This is a genomic window from Clostridium sp. 1001283B150225_161107_B6 (assembly GCF_015556325.1).
Lineage (GTDB): Bacteria > Bacillota > Clostridia > Lachnospirales > Lachnospiraceae > Enterocloster.
Map to the genome: position 1 here is coordinate 23,449 of NZ_JADNMD010000013.1, position 15,431 is coordinate 38,879.

The 15,431-nt window shown below is 49.1% G+C and carries 15 protein-coding genes; 2 read left to right on the top strand and 13 right to left on the bottom strand.

What is annotated here, in order from left to right:
- Nucleotides 1-54: 54 nt before the first annotated feature.
- The 4 genes from rimI to I2H39_RS23150 all read right to left on the bottom strand — a co-directional run bounded on the left by rimI (nucleotide 55) and on the right by I2H39_RS23150 (nucleotide 3,943).
- On the bottom strand, nucleotides 55-504 hold the full coding sequence (gene rimI, locus I2H39_RS23135) for a ribosomal protein S18-alanine N-acetyltransferase (RefSeq protein WP_138309971.1): 450 nt from the start codon (nucleotides 502-504) through the stop codon (nucleotides 55-57).
- Between the two features lie 95 nt (nucleotides 505-599).
- Nucleotides 600-1,352 carry a tRNA (adenosine(37)-N6)-threonylcarbamoyltransferase complex dimerization subunit type 1 TsaB gene (gene tsaB, locus I2H39_RS23140; protein ID WP_138309970.1) on the bottom strand — a complete coding sequence of 251 codons (753 nt, stop codon included), beginning with the start codon at nucleotides 1,350-1,352 and terminating at the stop codon, nucleotides 600-602.
- Nucleotides 1,349-1,777, bottom strand: coding sequence for a tRNA (adenosine(37)-N6)-threonylcarbamoyltransferase complex ATPase subunit type 1 TsaE (tsaE, locus tag I2H39_RS23145; RefSeq protein WP_138309969.1), 429 nt, complete (start codon nucleotides 1,775-1,777; stop codon nucleotides 1,349-1,351). The genes tsaB and tsaE overlap by 4 nt, the downstream gene beginning before the upstream one ends.
- 18 nt (nucleotides 1,778-1,795) lie before the next feature.
- Nucleotides 1,796-3,943 carry a Tex family protein gene (locus I2H39_RS23150; protein WP_195627638.1) on the bottom strand — a complete coding sequence of 716 codons (2,148 nt, stop codon included), beginning with the start codon at nucleotides 3,941-3,943 and terminating at the stop codon, nucleotides 1,796-1,798.
- A 242-nt stretch (nucleotides 3,944-4,185) separates the two neighbouring features.
- Here I2H39_RS23150 and I2H39_RS23155 point away from each other — a divergent pair, with 242 nt between their 5' ends.
- The gene (locus tag I2H39_RS23155) at nucleotides 4,186-4,641 is read left to right on the top strand and encodes a DUF4190 domain-containing protein (RefSeq protein ID WP_138309967.1); all 456 of its coding nucleotides are present in this window, start codon (nucleotides 4,186-4,188) and stop codon (nucleotides 4,639-4,641) included.
- 18 nt (nucleotides 4,642-4,659) lie between these two features.
- On the opposite strand, the gene I2H39_RS23160 is transcribed toward I2H39_RS23155, so the two are convergent.
- The 8 genes from I2H39_RS23160 to I2H39_RS23195 all read right to left on the bottom strand — a co-directional run bounded on the left by I2H39_RS23160 (nucleotide 4,660) and on the right by I2H39_RS23195 (nucleotide 12,869).
- Nucleotides 4,660-5,025, bottom strand: a complete 366-nt coding sequence (locus tag I2H39_RS23160; RefSeq protein ID WP_195627639.1) for a DUF2752 domain-containing protein — start codon at nucleotides 5,023-5,025, stop codon at nucleotides 4,660-4,662.
- A gap of 3 nt (nucleotides 5,026-5,028) precedes the next feature.
- Nucleotides 5,029-6,270 carry a homoserine dehydrogenase gene (locus tag I2H39_RS23165; protein ID WP_138309965.1) on the bottom strand — a complete coding sequence of 414 codons (1,242 nt, stop codon included), beginning with the start codon at nucleotides 6,268-6,270 and terminating at the stop codon, nucleotides 5,029-5,031.
- A gap of 56 nt (nucleotides 6,271-6,326) precedes the next feature.
- Complete coding sequence (locus I2H39_RS23170) at nucleotides 6,327-6,770, bottom strand: ACT domain-containing protein (RefSeq protein WP_002566467.1); 444 nt, start codon at nucleotides 6,768-6,770, stop codon at nucleotides 6,327-6,329.
- Nucleotides 6,771-6,975: 205 nt separating this feature from the next.
- Nucleotides 6,976-8,679 (bottom strand): phospho-sugar mutase, encoded by a 1,704-nt coding sequence (locus I2H39_RS23175; RefSeq protein WP_138309964.1) that lies wholly within the window; start codon nucleotides 8,677-8,679, stop codon nucleotides 6,976-6,978.
- Entirely contained in the window at nucleotides 8,655-9,728 is a 1,074-nt protein-coding gene (locus tag I2H39_RS23180) for a glycoside hydrolase family 130 protein (protein ID WP_227147372.1), read from the bottom strand. The genes I2H39_RS23175 and I2H39_RS23180 overlap by 25 nt, the downstream gene beginning before the upstream one ends.
- A gap of 13 nt (nucleotides 9,729-9,741) precedes the next feature.
- The gene (locus I2H39_RS23185; RefSeq protein ID WP_138309963.1) at nucleotides 9,742-10,572 is read right to left on the bottom strand and encodes a carbohydrate ABC transporter permease; all 831 of its coding nucleotides are present in this window, start codon (nucleotides 10,570-10,572) and stop codon (nucleotides 9,742-9,744) included.
- Complete coding sequence (locus I2H39_RS23190) at nucleotides 10,562-11,473, bottom strand: sugar ABC transporter permease (RefSeq protein WP_138309962.1); 912 nt, start codon at nucleotides 11,471-11,473, stop codon at nucleotides 10,562-10,564. The genes I2H39_RS23185 and I2H39_RS23190 overlap by 11 nt, the downstream gene beginning before the upstream one ends.
- A gap of 31 nt (nucleotides 11,474-11,504) precedes the next feature.
- Nucleotides 11,505-12,869: an extracellular solute-binding protein gene (locus I2H39_RS23195; protein ID WP_195627640.1), complete on the bottom strand. Its 1,365-nt coding sequence runs from the start codon at nucleotides 12,867-12,869 to the stop codon at nucleotides 11,505-11,507.
- Nucleotides 12,870-13,165: 296 nt separating this feature from the next.
- Between I2H39_RS23195 and I2H39_RS23200 the strand changes: the two genes are divergently transcribed.
- Nucleotides 13,166-14,185: a LacI family DNA-binding transcriptional regulator gene (locus tag I2H39_RS23200; protein WP_171042676.1), complete on the top strand. Its 1,020-nt coding sequence runs from the start codon at nucleotides 13,166-13,168 to the stop codon at nucleotides 14,183-14,185.
- A 73-nt stretch (nucleotides 14,186-14,258) separates the two neighbouring features.
- Here the strand turns inward: I2H39_RS23200 and prfB are convergent.
- A protein-coding gene (prfB, locus tag I2H39_RS23205) for a peptide chain release factor 2 (RefSeq protein WP_195627641.1) occupies nucleotides 14,259-15,393 on the bottom strand; the annotation gives its coding sequence in 2 pieces (ribosomal slippage) (nucleotides 14,259-15,317 and nucleotides 15,319-15,393; 1,134 coding nt in all).
- Nucleotides 15,394-15,431 lie beyond the last annotated feature (38 nt).

A 15,431-nucleotide genomic window follows, 5' to 3' on the forward strand; every position in this document is an offset into this window, starting at 1 on the left:
CTGGTTCCTCTCCATTATATACATAAAATATTCACATTTTAAGTGGTAATTCTTTCATATTGTCCGGTTCCACATGATGATGGCATCCTCGGCCGGGTTGTGGTAATACCCCTTCCTGACAGCCTCCGGCCGGAAACCATAGGAATCATACAGGTTTCTGGCTCCCAGGTTGCTCTCCCGGACCTCCAGGGCAATGGCCCGGACCCCTCTGGCCCTGGCAAAAGTCACCATGGTATCCATGAGTTTCCGTGCGATACCCTGGCGCCTGTAATCGGGGTATACTCCAATCCGCTGTATCTCCCCCTCATCCGCCAGAATCCGCAGAACCGCATAGCCCAGGATGTATCCGTGGTCCACATAGACAAAATACGTGTCCAGCCTGCTGTCTAAGCCCATGCGAATCAGATTCTCCGACCAGCTCTCGGAAAAACAAACCTGCTCCAAATCCGCCACCTGCTCTATGTCCTGGCCCGTCATGGGGCGCACTCCGCGAATCAGCTCCATGTTCCCTGCTCCTTTCCGTCACAGCCGCCGTTCAGACGGCCCGTCAGATGCAGCCGTTCAGGCGCCCTGCTCTCCCGCCGCCCAAAGGGCTGCTATCAATAATCTCCCGGAAGCTTTGCCGCAGCTCCTCCGGCAGACTGCTCCGCCTCTCTCTGGCGCTCAGCCTGGGGCTTTCTCAGATAATCCGGGGTGAACTCTGCCGCTGTCACAACCCGGGCGCCGTGATACCTGCCCCCGTCCAAAAGCGCAGTCATTCCCAGGGCAGCCACAGAAGCTGCCCTCTGCCGGTTCATCTGGGCCGGTGCAAATACATAGGCCGATGTCATGGTTTCCATGATGATATCCTTATATACAGGCACGCCGTCCCCCAGGAAGATTACCCGCTCCCCTTTTTCATTGAGAAGACATGCCAGCTCCCGCATATCCATGGGCTGCTGCTCCATCACCACCTCCAGGCCGTCCCGGGTATGGTAGAGTCCCGTATAGACCTGGCTGCGCTTTGCATCCATAACAGGGCAGATAAGCCCCTCTGCCCCCCACATATTATATGCCATGGCATCCACAGTGGGAACATGAATCAGAGGCTTTTTTAGAGCCAGTCCCAGGCCCTTGGCCGTGGCGGCTCCTATGCGCAGCCCGGTAAAGGAACCCGGTCCCCCGGCCACTGCTATGGCATCAATGGTATCCATGTCCAGCTCCAGAAGCTTCACAATCTCATCCAGCATAGGAAGCAGGGTTTGTGAATGGGTCTTTTTAAAATCCACGGTATACTCTGCTGTCAATATGTCATCTGTCACCAGGGCCACGCTGGCCACCAGGGACGAGCTCTCTATTCCCAGTACTCTCATCCTCTATCCTCCACATGAATGCGCCTGTAATCAAATCCCTTTTCCAAATCCTTTTCAATGGTCACCCAGACCGCCTTCTCAGGCAGTATCTCCTCAATCAGGCCGGGCCACTCAATCAGGCACACGCCGCCCCCGAAGAAACAGTCCTCATAGCCGATTTCATCCATCTCGCTTACGTCGCCGATGCGGTACACGTCAAAATGGTACAGCGGAAGACGGCCATCCTCATACTGCTGCAGAATGGTAAAGGTGGGACTGTTCACCGGTCCCTCTATGCCCAGGCCTGCTGCAAATCCCTGGGTAAACACAGTCTTTCCCACGCCCAAATCACCGCTCAGACAGATTATCTGGCCCGGCTTTGCCTCCCTGCCCATCTTTTTCCCCAGCTCATATGTTTCTTCCGGTTTCCGCGTCTCGATTACCATTTCCTACCTCTTTCATCCTTACTTTACGCCCTTCATGGTCAGTGAAATCCTCTTCTTGGCCAAATCCACGCTCAAAATCTTCACATCCACAATATCCCCCACGCTGACCGCCTCCAGCGGATGCTTGATGTACTTGTCCGTCATCTGGGAAATATGTACCAGACCGTCCTGGTGGACGCCGATATCCACAAACGCGCCAAAATCAATGACATTGCGCACAGTTCCCTTTAACACCATTCCCGGCTCCAAATCCTTCATTTCCAGGATATCGCTTCTGAGAATGGGCCTTGGCATCTCATCCCTGGGGTCCCTGGCAGGCTTTTCCAGCTCTCCCGCAATATCCCGCAGGGTAATCTCCCCTATGCCCAGGGCCTCTGCCGTCCGCCTGTAGTCCTTTATCTTCCTGCTGATTCCCAGCAGTCCTCCCCGGGACAGCTCCTCAGGCTTATACCCCAGCTTTTCCAGAAGCTTCCCGGCTGCTTCATAGCTCTCCGGATGGACGCTTGTGCCGTCCAGGGGATTCTCCCCCCCTGTTATGCGCATAAAGCCCGCACACTGCTCAAATGCCTTGGGACCCAGCTTTGCCACCTTTAACAGCTGCTTCCTGCTCTTAAAGGCGCCGTTTTCTTCCCTGTAGGCCACAATGTTCCTGGCCAGGGTCTTGTTGATGCCGGACACATATTCCAGAAGGGAGGCCGAGGCCGTGTTCAGGTCCACGCCTACCTTGTTCACGCAGTCCTCCACCACGCCTTCCAGCGCCTCTCCCAGACGTTTCTGGTTCATGTCATGCTGGTACTGGCCCACGCCGATGGACTTGGGGTCAATCTTGACCAGCTCAGACAGAGGGTCCTGGAGACGTCTGGCAATGGATACCGCGCTTCTCTGGCCCACGTCAAAGGCCGGGAACTCCTCGGTGGCCAGCTTGCTGGCGGAATACACGGATGCGCCTGCTTCGTTTACAATTACATACTGCACCTGCTCCCTGATTTCCTTCAGCAAATCCACGATAATCTGCTCTGATTCCCTGGACGCTGTGCCGTTTCCAACGGATATGAGGGAAATGTTATATTTCTTAATAAAATCCTTCAGTATTTTTTTGGATTCCTCCACCTTGTTCTGGGGCGCAGTGGGGTAAATGACCACTGTATCCAGCACCTTTCCCGTGCTGTCCACCACTGCCAGCTTGCAGCCGGTGCGGAAGGCCGGATCCCACCCCAGCACCACCCGTCCCACAATGGGAGGCTGCATCAGAAGCTGTTCCAGGTTCTTTCCAAACACCTTGATAGCGCCTTCCTCTGCCTTTTCCGTCAAATCGTTCCTGATTTCCCGTTCAATGGACGGGCCGATGAGACGGCTGTAGCTGTCCGCCGCTGCCTCCTTAAGGATTGGCGCGGTATATGGATTGTCCCGGACAATGGTCTGTTTTTCCAGATACCCCAGAATCTGCTCCTCCGGAGCCAGAATCTTCACGGTCAGAATCTTTTCATTCTCCCCGCGGTTCAGGGCCAGGATGCGGTGCCCCGCAGCCTTCTTTACCGGCTCCTCATAATTATAATACATCTCGTAGACAGACTGAGCCTTCTCATCCTTGGCAGATGACTGGATGACGCCCTTGTTCATGGTTATGTTCCTGATATAGGTACGGAAAGCCGCATTGTCGGAAATCCGCTCCGCCAGTATATCCCTGGCGCCCTGGATGGCCTCCTCCGGGCTGGCCACGCCCTTTTCCTCTGACACAAAACCGGCTGCAGCCTTCTCAACAGGCTCCCCTGTCATCTGCATGCTGATAAGGTCCGCCAGGGGCTCCAGCCCCTTTTCCTTGGCAATCATGGCCCTGGTCCGGCGCTTTGGCTTATAGGGACGGTAAAGGTCCTCCACCGCCACCAGGGTCTGGGCTTCCCTTATCTTAAGCTCCAGCTCCGGAGTCAGCTTTTCCTGCTCCGCAATGGAAGCAATAACCTGGCTCTTGCGGTCCTCCAGGTTGCGCAGGTATTTTAACCGCTCGTCCAGATTACGCAGAACCTCGTCATTTAAGGAGCCCGTGGCCTCCTTCCGGTATCTGGCAATAAACGGAATGGTATTTCCCTCATCAATGAGTTTGACGGCTGCTTCCGCCTGATGGCGTCCGATGCTCAGCTCTTCCGCCAGTTTTTTAATAATATCCATGGTAAACCTCGCATATCTGTAATCTAGCTAACTGTTATATTATAGTGCATCCCAACCGCTTATGCAAGTTCTGGCAGAAAGTTCGCCCTGCGGAAAGTTCCCGTTGCAGAAAGTTCCCCCCATATGGAAAGCGTCTTCATCTGGACAGTGCCGGTATTTCGTGATAAAATAGCCAGGATAGCAGTCACAATATATTGGCACGGCACCAGCTGCGCCTGACAAAAGAAAGGTTCTTATTCAGAATGATGAATGATACTCATAATAACCAGAAATCACCTTCAAACAACCAGGGAAAGAACTTCACATCCTCCGAACGCCTGGCCACCTGTTCCATGATAGCAGGCATCATCGGAATTGTGTGCAGTCTTTTTTATCTGCCCATGTCCCTGGCCTATAACCAGACCGCCATGCCCACCGGCCTTGTCTGCGGCGTCATCGGCATCATCCTTGCCCTCATGGCCCGGAACGCCGACATAAGACCCAGGAAATCCTTTAATGCAAGGGCCATTGCAGGGCTGGTATTAAGCGCCATTGCCATATCCCTGACATTTTTCTTTTTCTATGCCCTGGCCTGCTACTATGAGGCCCTCAGCGACCCGGTGACCGGCCCCCAGATTAATGAGTTTATCAACCGGCTTCAGGAGCAGCTGAACCAGCAGATGCAGCTGCCCAGGACCACGGGATTCCTTTGGTTCTGATGCAGTTCCCGGTACGGGTCAGCGCGGCCAGAGAGGAAGCAGGTCCACGCCTCTTACCACCAGCATATAATTTTTATACGCCCAGTTGACCAGCACAATGGCTGCCCCGATGTAAACCAGCAGTTTCTCATGCCCCAGATAATATCTGGGGTTTTTTGCTGCCCTGGACACCGCAAAGCTCGCCAGTTCGGCCGCCAGCACCACTGCCATATAGGCAACCAGGGGATGGTACCGGATGCTCAGGAGCAGATTGCCTGACAGCAGCGCCCGGAGGGCTCTGGTGCCGCCGCAGCCAGGGCAGTAAAGCCCCGTTAAAAGATGAAACAGGCAGGGAAATCCCTGCCTTATAATTTCTCCGGTAATCCGGCTTATAATGGATGCCATATGCTACAGCACCGCGCGTATCATCTGTTTGATACCGTATTCAGACCGTTCCTGTTCCCTGGCGTCATAGGAAACAGCCCCTTTCTTGAATTCTCCCTCTGTCATCTGGGCAGTGAGGAAGGCAAATTCATCCATTCCGTAGAGTTCAATTACCTCCACCTGGCCAAAGGCACTCTTTACATCCTGCTCCTTATTGCGGTAGGAGCCCGCCACCCTGACAAAGTACCGGAACTGGGCCTGGTCCATGGACTCAATGGTCTGTTTTTCATCTGACCAGCCCATGGGCACGTTCTTTTTAAGGTTCTGGGCCGCTTCGATGATATCAGCCACCACGGCGCTTCCTGTGGGCAGCTTTCCTGCGCCGCTTCCATAGAACATGGAGGTGCCCAGCATATTGCCCTTCACTAAAATGCCGTTGAATACATCGTTTACCGAGTACAGGGGGCTGGCCTTATTAATCATCACAGGAGCCACATAGGCCAGCACCTTGCCGTCCTTTATACGGCTGGTTCCGAACAGCTTCACCGATGTCCCCATCTTCTCCGCATATTTAAAGTCAATATCCGTAATCCGCGTGATGCCCTCGGTGTGGATATCCTCATAATTCACTTCTTTCCCAGTGGCCATGGCCGTAAGGATGGCAATCTTGCGGCAGGTATCGTGGCCTTCCACATCCGCCTCCGGATTGCGCTCCGCATATCCCAGGTTCTGGGCTTCCTTGAGGGCATTCTCAAAGGATTCTCCCTCTTTATCCATCTTGGTCAGGATAAAGTTGGTGGTTCCGTTTAGGATGCCTGTAATTTCCTCAATTCGCTCTCCCATGAGGCAGCGGTAAAGAGGACGGATAATGGGGATGCCCCCGCCCACGCTGGCCTCAAAGAAGAAATTCACATGTTTCTTCCTGGCAATGGCCAGAAGCTCCGTACCATGGGCAGCCACCAGCGCCTTATTGGAGGTGACCACATGCTTGCCCGCCATCAGGCAGGCCTTCACAAAAGGATAGGCAGGATTCAGACCGCCCATGGTCTCCACTACAATCTTCACTTCCTCGTCCTGCTCAATCACCTTGAAATCATGAACAATCTTATCAGCCACCGGACTGTCCGGGAATTCCCTTAAATCCAGTACATACTTTAACTCCACTTCCTGCCCTGCCTGGACCGCGATTACATCCTTGTTCTTGTCAAGTATCTCCGCCACGCCGGAACCAATGGTACCATACCCCATAACTGCTGTCTTAATCATAATCTTCCGCTCCCTGTGTTTTATTCTCCTCTGACATCAAACGGCACGCCCCGCCATCACTCCCTGGCAAGTATCTTGACGTAATGGATTCCGTCCAGTACTTCCAGTTCCTCTATCATGCTGGATACATTGCCTGTATTCTCCCTTACCTCCACGCTCAGCGTAAGCGTAGCCACGCCGTTGACCGGGATGCTCTGGTGGATGGTCAGGATATTGGCCCTGTACACGGCTACCACATGAAGCAAATCGCTGAGCAGCCCCTGTTCATCGTCCATCTGCACCACCAGGGTGATGGTCTTTCCCTTGGTGTTGTCATAGAAGGGAAATATGTCATCCTTGTACTTGTAAAAAGAACTCCGGCTGATTCCCACCTTGTCCGTGGCTTCCTGCACCGTAATGGCCCGTTCTGTCTCCAGAAGCTTCTTGGCCTCCACAACCTTCAAAAGAACCTCAGGCACTGCTTTCTGCTTTACCACAAAGTATTTGCTTTTGTCTTCCATTGTCCAATCCTTTCGTAGGTCTGCGCGTATGTCCGCATTGGAAATACATCTGTGCTCATGAGGAAGATATTAACATATTTTTATTTTAAATGCAACTGTTTTTTCTCTAATTTCCCCCTGGATACAAATTTAAATACACCAGCTTATAATAGCTGGTGTATCACCATGGCTGCCTCTATACAACAGACAGAACAAAGAATCTATTTTATAATCGTTCCTCATAATAATATTTAATCTTGGGCTCTGTCCCTGATGGACGCACGCAACACCATGCATCGTCATCCAGTTCAAAGTATAACACATCCGACCTGGGAATACCATCCCCCAATCTGTGCCATGTTCCTGTCCTGCAGTCCAAAATGTTTCCTGCAAGATAATCCCGCATCTTTCTTACACGCCTGCCATTCATGGTCCTAGGGGGATGTTCACGCAAACCAGCCATCATCAACCCAATCTCTCTCGAACCATCCGCGCCTTCTTTCACCTCTGTCCGGAGGCAGCTCTGATAATGTCCATATTTTTTGTATAATTCCATCAGGCGTTTCCACAGTGAACTGCCCTGCTGCCTGTAGTACGCTGCTGCCTCACACAAAAGCGCTGCTGCTCCGATACCATCCTTATCCCTGGCATAGGTTCCGGTCAGACATCCAAAGCTTTCCTCGAATCCAAATATAAAGGTATGGCTCCCTTTCTCATGGAATTCCTGAATCTTCTCTCCAATATATTTAAAACCCGTCAGCACTTCAATCACGTCCACACCGTATTCTTTTGCTAAAGGAATGACCATATTGGTAGTGACTATTGTTTTCACAACCGCGCCATGTTTCGGCAGGATACCCAGCCTCTTCTTCTGGTTCAGTATATAATCACATAGGAGGATGCCAGTCATATTTCCGTCCAGGGCATAATAACTTCCGCTCTCATATTCTTTTACATAAGCCCCAAGACGGTCTGCATCAGGATCTGTTGCCAGCACCAGGTCTGCATTTACTTTCTTGGCCAATGACAGAGACATTGAAAACACATCCGGTACCTCTGGATTTGGAAATGCAACAGTGGGAAAGTCTCCATCCGGTTCAGCCTGTTCCTCTGTAACATAGACCATATGGAACCCCATATCTTTTAAAAGCCGGGTCATCGGCTTCAGACCGGTGCCATGTAAGGGTGTGTATACGATTTTAAACTGATTTGCCATTAACTCAATAGATTCAGGATGCAGGCTGAGCCTTTTTATTTCCCTGAAATAATCCTGTTCCACTTCCTCCTTGATTTCACAGTACAATCCAGCCTTCCGGGCAGTCTCAAGCTCCATGGTCTTTGCATACCTGCAATCCTGTATCTTTTCGATTTCCTGCATTATATCCATGTCCCTGGGGGCTGTAATCTGTGCGCCGTCCTGCCAGTAGACCTTATACCCATTATACTCTGCCCCATTATGGCTGGCTGTAATCATGATTCCTGCAATACAGCCCAGTCTTCTTACCGCAAAGGAAAGTTCCGGCGTGGGACGCAGGGAATTAAAACAATAGGTCACAATCCCATTGGCATTCAGGCACAGGGCTGCCTCGCGGCTGAAGTCCTTTGAACCATGCCTGGAATCATATGAAACCGCCACGCCCTTCCCTGCCGCGCCTTGCTTCTTTATATATTCAGCCAAACCCTGTGTAGCCATTCTCACCGTATAAAGGTTCATCCGGTTGGTCCCTGCCCCCATTTTTCCGCGGAGGCCGCCGGTGCCAAACTTCATTCTTTTTCCAAACCGGCTTTCCAGCTCATCCAGGTCGCCCGATATAGCCCGAAGTTCCTTTTTAGTTTCCTCATCAACATAAGGGGCTTCCAGCCATTTTTTGTATTCTTCCAGATATTCCACTGCTCTCCGCCCCTTTATCTGACTCCCATATAATCCCATATCTTAGCTAACGGAGACTTTGCCAACGCAATCACCCGGTCAGCCGCACCGTAATACATGTAAACTTCCTCATCACGGAGTAAGGCTCCGCAGCTGAATACCACATTAGGATAGAACCCTTCCAGCTCATAAGGCGCCTCAGGTTCCAAAACAGGCTTCTCGCTGACTGCCAGAATCTTATGTGGGTCCTGGGAATCCAGCAGGGCAGCGTTCATACAGTACCGGTTTGATTTTTTATCTGCTCCGTGATACAGAACCAGCCACCCCTTGTCCGTTTTTATGGGAACTGCACCTCCCCCATTGCGTGCTCCATCCCATTCATAGCGTGGAAGCCTTAAGGGCTCATGCTCTCCCCAGTGATAAAGGTCCAAAGAAGCTGCTATCCACATCTGCGCCATTCCAATCTGACGCGGGACAGGACGCGTCAATGCGTAATATTTCCCCTGAATCAGGTCCGGAAATATTGTCACATCCCGGTTTTCCGTCACAAAGATAATCCCCTTTTTCTCAACCGTGCAAAAATCCGTAGTTGTTGCAAGAGCCGTGGTAATTCCATTACAGGACACCGCTGTATAGTTGATATAATAGGTATCTCCAAGGCGCGTAATCCGTGCATCCTCTGTTCCAAACCCCTCCAACTCGCAATCCGGCTGGATAAATGGTTTTTCATCCACAGAAAAGTGGACTCCATCCCTGCTTCTCGCCAGCCGCAAATGGGATATGGACGTAAGATAGACATATGTTCCCTTTTCTTTATCAAATACCTTTCTGGGGTCTGAAAAATCATACTGGGGATTTTTCAAATTGAGTTCTTCAGTACCAACTTCCCATCTGCTGTTTTCCATCTGCTTCAGTGCCGGTACCGTGATATAACCTTCCCTCATAACAGACGGTTTTTCCGCCACACGCAGAAGAAGCAATATTTCACCCTCGTATTCTGCCACCCCTGCATTAAATGCGCATACTACTTCAAAATCCCCTCTGGACGGCTTTACCATTTCCGGTGTAATAAGAGGATTGCTTTCTTCTCTGATAAATGGTGTCATCATGACATAAACTCCTTTATTTTAATACAAACTGTATTCCTTTAGTAAAATTCTTGCGGAATATGATAAATAATATAAGGATAGGCATGGTTAGAATTACAGTTCCAGCATACATGGGACCGGGATAGGATGCGTATGGACCGAACATCTGAGCCAACAGAACATTGATGGTCTGCATCTGAATATTTTTTACTGCTATCATATCCCAAAGCAGTTCAACCCACCGTTCCATAAATAAAAACAGAAAAATAATGGTTGTAATGGAGCTGCTCATGGGCAGCACAATTCTTCTGATAATCGTATAAGTACCTGCCCCGTCAATCCTGGCTGCCTCAATAATTTCATCCGGCAGGGCCTTGAAAAAATTAGTATACAAAAACACTGCCCACAGACTCAATGCTTTTGGAATAATCATTGCCGCATACGTATTATAAAAATGCAGGTTCTTTACCACTAAAAATTGCGGAATCAGCAATATCATGGTCGGGAAAAACATCTGAAACATAATGAACCCATCTACCTTTTTGCGTCCCTTAAAGTTAATTTTAGCCAGTGCATATGCAATCATCACCCCGAACAGCATCATAAGCAGGGTGGATGCCGTAGTCACAAACAAACTGTTGAAGAACGCTTTAATCCAGGGCTTTGTGGCGACTCCCTGCTCTCCGAAAATCAGCCAGCGGTAGGATCGCAGTGAAAAATGCGATGGAATGAAACCTTTATCAACCTCATCCCAGGGGGCCAGCGAATTAAAAACCATATACAGATACGGATAGAGTGCGATACACAGAAGTATAGCTCCAATCAGATACACAACAGCTGTTTTTATTGTCTTTTTACCACGCATTGCTCTTCCCCCACTTTTCCAGAATCTTGCGAATCAGTCCAATTGACAGGAATGTGACCATGGCCGCCATGATTGCCACAGCTGACCCGTATCCTGTATTCAACTTATTAAACGCTTCATCATAAATCTGAAGAACCCATGTTGTTGTAGCGCCGTCAGGACCGCCGTTTGTCAGCAGATAGGGCTCTGTAAAAATGTGGAAAACCACACCGGTTGCCAATATGGCAACCGTGTAGAATGCCGGGTACAAAAGCGGAAGTGTGATTTTAAAAAACCGCTGCCAGCCGCTGGCACCATCCAAATCCGCTGCCTCGTATACATCAACAGGAATGCTTTCCAATCCGGATTCTATAATCAGGGCATAGTATCCGGAAAACTTCCAGACCATGATAAGAGCAATCACCATTGGTGCGAGCACAGAAGAATTCAGCCAATTAATATTAATTCCGAATACATGCCTAATCCAAGCATTAATACTGCTGTCATAGCTCAAGAGTCCACGCACGACAACAGAGGATGCAACACCGGAAGCCAGATACGGCAGGAAGAAGCCAATGATAAAAACCGTTTTGAATTTAGGAATATGATAAATAACCAACGCTTCTACCATAGAACTGATAATCACAACCGGCACAAATAACAGGAAAAACCTATATGTTGCGAAAAAAGCCTTATGAACTTTTGCATCTGATACCGCTTTTACAAAGTTGGTAACTCCTACATAACTGTAACGGGGAGAAATCAGGTTCCAGTCTGTAAATGCAAGATACAAGGTCCATATAAGCGGTATCAGAAAGAATACCGCCCCAAATAATATGTACGGCGACACCAGAAGCCAGCCAATACGGTTTTCCCCTCTCTTTATTCTATAACCATTGTTCCCTCTCAATCTTCTGGACATGTCTGACCCTCCCAGTCAAATATATAGACAGCTACTTTTTTAATATCCCTTCTATTTCAGCTTTTACTGCCTCCCATGCTTCCTCCGGTGTCTTTTCTCCATTCAGCACAGGAACCAGCCCTTTTTCACCCAATGCAGTATGGGTTTCCACATAGCTGGCATTGTCAATAGCCGGGACAGCATTGCTTACATTCTCAGCAAAAGGAACCAGTTCAGGAGCCCCATCAAATAATTCCTTAAATTCATCGTTTGATATCAGGTTATCCTGAGCAGGAAGCAGGTATGTGGTATCCATCCATTCTGCATCGTGCGCACCATCTGTATAAACCCATTTAATGAATTCATATGCAGCCTTCTGCTGCTCTTCCGGTACCTGCGAGTATATCACAACTCCTTTATTATCCGACATTGTTTTAACTTCATCTGTAGGCACGCCATCAGGAACAGGCGCACTAGCCACTGCATAATTGGTCCCATATACTAAATCCGGATATTTCTCATGCATAGCCTTAAAGCGGAAGGGCACAAACTGTGTGGCCAGTGATATTCCTGTTTCAAAGGGGTCCGTTACCTCCTGCGCCAGAAGATACCCGTTCTTATTCATCTCATCGAAAAAGCCATATACTGCCACAGCAGCCTCGTCATCAGCCACCAATGTATTATTTTCTATGAATGCGTTTCCCTGGGATGCACCGATATACAATGTGAGATAATCCCACCAGCGCTTATACCAGGAAGTGTTGGTAAATGCATTGCTTGCCCAGACAAATTTCTCAGGATACTTCTCTTTAAGCGCCTTTCCCACCTCATACACTTCAGAATAGGTCAAAGGTGCCGATTCAAAGCCAAGCTCTTTTAAAAGGTCCATTCTCCATAAAAACATACTTGGATTAGAAAACATAGGGAGCACATATTGATGTCCGTCGCCAAATTTCCATGACTCCATCATGGATGCCATATCGCGGCTGGTCACAACCGCATCGAATCCCTCAAATGAATCAAAGGGAACCACCGCCTCTGCTTCGGCCAGCTGTGCGGCAAACCCGCGGAACACATTTTCACTGGCTGCCGGAGCAGTACCGCTGGCAATGGCCGACTGTATTCCCGCTTCTGAAGATGGTGATTCCGGCATTGCGCTTACTGTTACATGGATATTTGGGTTTACCTCCTGGTACTGTGCTGCCATGCTTTCCCAGAATGCCTGCTGGGATACCTGTGGCGCAGACCAGAATTCAATTTCCACCACTTCCCCCTTGCCGGCCTCACTCTGTTCCTCTGACACATTCACAGTTTCTTTCGCATCCTGGCTGTCCTGCGTTGACGTTCCGCTGCATCCTGCCATAGCAATGGACACCATTAATACCATTGCTGTTGTTCTTAACCAATTCCTTTTCATTTGGTTACCTCCTTTGAATATGATAATCCTTAATAATTCACATGAATAAACTAAATAATTAATTTAAATTGGACAACTCTTTTACTATATAGCTGTTTTTACCAATTACCACTGTGAATTATTTAGTGCTTTAAGACAACTATAATAAATTCCAGTTTGTTTGTCAAGTTATTTTTATCATTAATTAATATTAATTATAATATTATTTAATGTTAAAAACCACTAGCAATTTAAATGGAAATATTATATACTATATCTATCAAGTAATTTACAGGAAAAGTGGTGTAGAATCATTTATGAGAAAAAAGAAAATAGCGATGAAAGATATTGCAGACGCCCTGCATGTATCTGTCAATACAGTATCCTTAGCTCTAAATAACAAAAACGGTATCAGTGAAGATACCAGGCAGGCCATCATGCAAAAGGCCAAGGAATTAGGCTATACGCTTTCCGCGCCATCCCTGCCCATACGCAATATAGCCTTGCTGCTCAACAAACGGTATTTAAAAAGTCTTTCCTTCTATTCCCGGGTTGTCTATGGTATTACGAATTACGCGAACCAGAATAACTTTAATGTGATTGTTGACTTTTTTGATAACAGCAGGCCAATCATACCCCAGTCCATTGCCGCCGGCAGTGTTGAGGGGATATTAACTGTAGGGAATATATCCACGGAATATATCAAACTTTTAAACGGAACAAACCTTCCTCTGGTTTTAATTGACTACACTGACTATACGCTTTCTACTGACAGCGTAGGCACACAGAACCTTCAGGGCGGATACCGTTCTACAGAATACCTGATTCGTAAGGGACACAGAAATATCGGCTTTGTGGGAGATATCCACTATTCCAATAACCTGCGGGAACGTTGGCTGGGTTTTTGTAACTGCATAGCTGACCATCAGGATATCCAGGTCTGTCAGGAACACCGGAACTATTCCATTCTGTCAGCCATTGCACCCGCTGTCATTCATAAAGATTACGCTTCGCTTACGCACCTGATTCAGTCCCTCCCAAAACTGCCAACAGCGTGGATATGTTGCAATGATGAAACCGCAGTCAGCATGTATCAGGCCCTGGATGCCCTGAACATCTGTCCGGGCAGGGACATTTCCATCATAGGCTTCGATGATGTGGAAAACGCCACCCTTGTGCAGCCCACCCTGACAACCATGCATGTCCCTAAGAAACAAATGGGTGAGACTGCCATCATGCGCTTATGCAGCCGTATTGAGGACCCGTCTCTTCCTTTACAGTATATTACCTTACCTGTTTATCTGGTAGAACGCGATTCTGTGCTTAACCTACAATAAAAGCCGTTGCTGCTGGGTCTATTATTACGGCTCAGCAGCAACGGCTTATTGGTCTGATAAATCAATATAAAATTTATTCTTCTCTTTCATTCTTATCCGGGCATCCCAGGCTCATCCAGCGAAGATAGGCGCTGATAAAGTTGTCAATCGCCCCGTCCAGCACAGCGTCCACATTGCCGCTTTCCTCGCCTGTACGGTGGTCCTTGACCATGGTATAGGGCTGGAGCACATAGGAACGAATCTGGCTTCCCCATCCTATATCCTTTATATCCCCGCGGATTCCCGCTGCCTTGGCTGCCTGTTCCTCCTGCTTCACCATAAGGAGCTTTGCCTTCAGCATCTGCATGGCCTTCTCCTTGTTCTGGAACTGGGAGCGCTCATTCTGGCAGGTTACCACGATTCCTGTGGGAAAATGGGTGATTCGTATGGCTGAGGACGTCTTATTGATGTGCTGTCCGCCGGCGCCGCTGGAACGGTAGGTGTCCACGCGGATGTCATCGGGATTCACGTCAATGTCAATATCCTCCTCTATATCCGGCATGACATCGCAGGACACAAAGGATGTCTGGCGCTTGCCTGCGGAGTTAAAGGGCGATATGCGCACCAGGCGGTGCACCCCATGCTCGGAACGCAGGTAACCATAGGCATTCTCGCCGTCAATCTGCACGGTGACGGATTTGATTCCCGCCTCCTCACCGTCCAGGAAATCCAGCACATGTGCCTTAAATCCCTTGCTCTCTGCCCAGCGGCAGTACATGCGGTAAAGGATGCTGCACCAGTCGCAGGACTCGGTGCCTCCTGCCCCTGCGTTCAGACGCAGGATGGCGTTGTTGGAATCATATTCCCCGGAGAGCAGAAGCTTCATCCGCATGTTCTCCAGTGTTTCGCTGAACTGTTCCAGCATCTCCTCAATCTCAGGAATCAGGGAGGCGTCATTTTCCTCATAACCCATCTGAATCATTACCTGGATATCCTCATACTGCTGTTCCAGCGCACGGTAGGTATCCACCTCATCCTTCAGGTTCTTGGACTCCCTGACCATCCTGGTGGACTGTTCCGGGTCATCCCAGAAGCCAGGCTCCTCCATGGATTTATCTAATTCTGCAATTCTCCTGACCTTGTTATCCAGGTCAAAGTGAATCCCTCACTTCCACTAATGGTTTGTCATACGTTGATAACGTATACTTAAAATTATCTAACTCTACCACAGCTTCACCCACTTTCAATCTATATTTTGCGAGCCCCT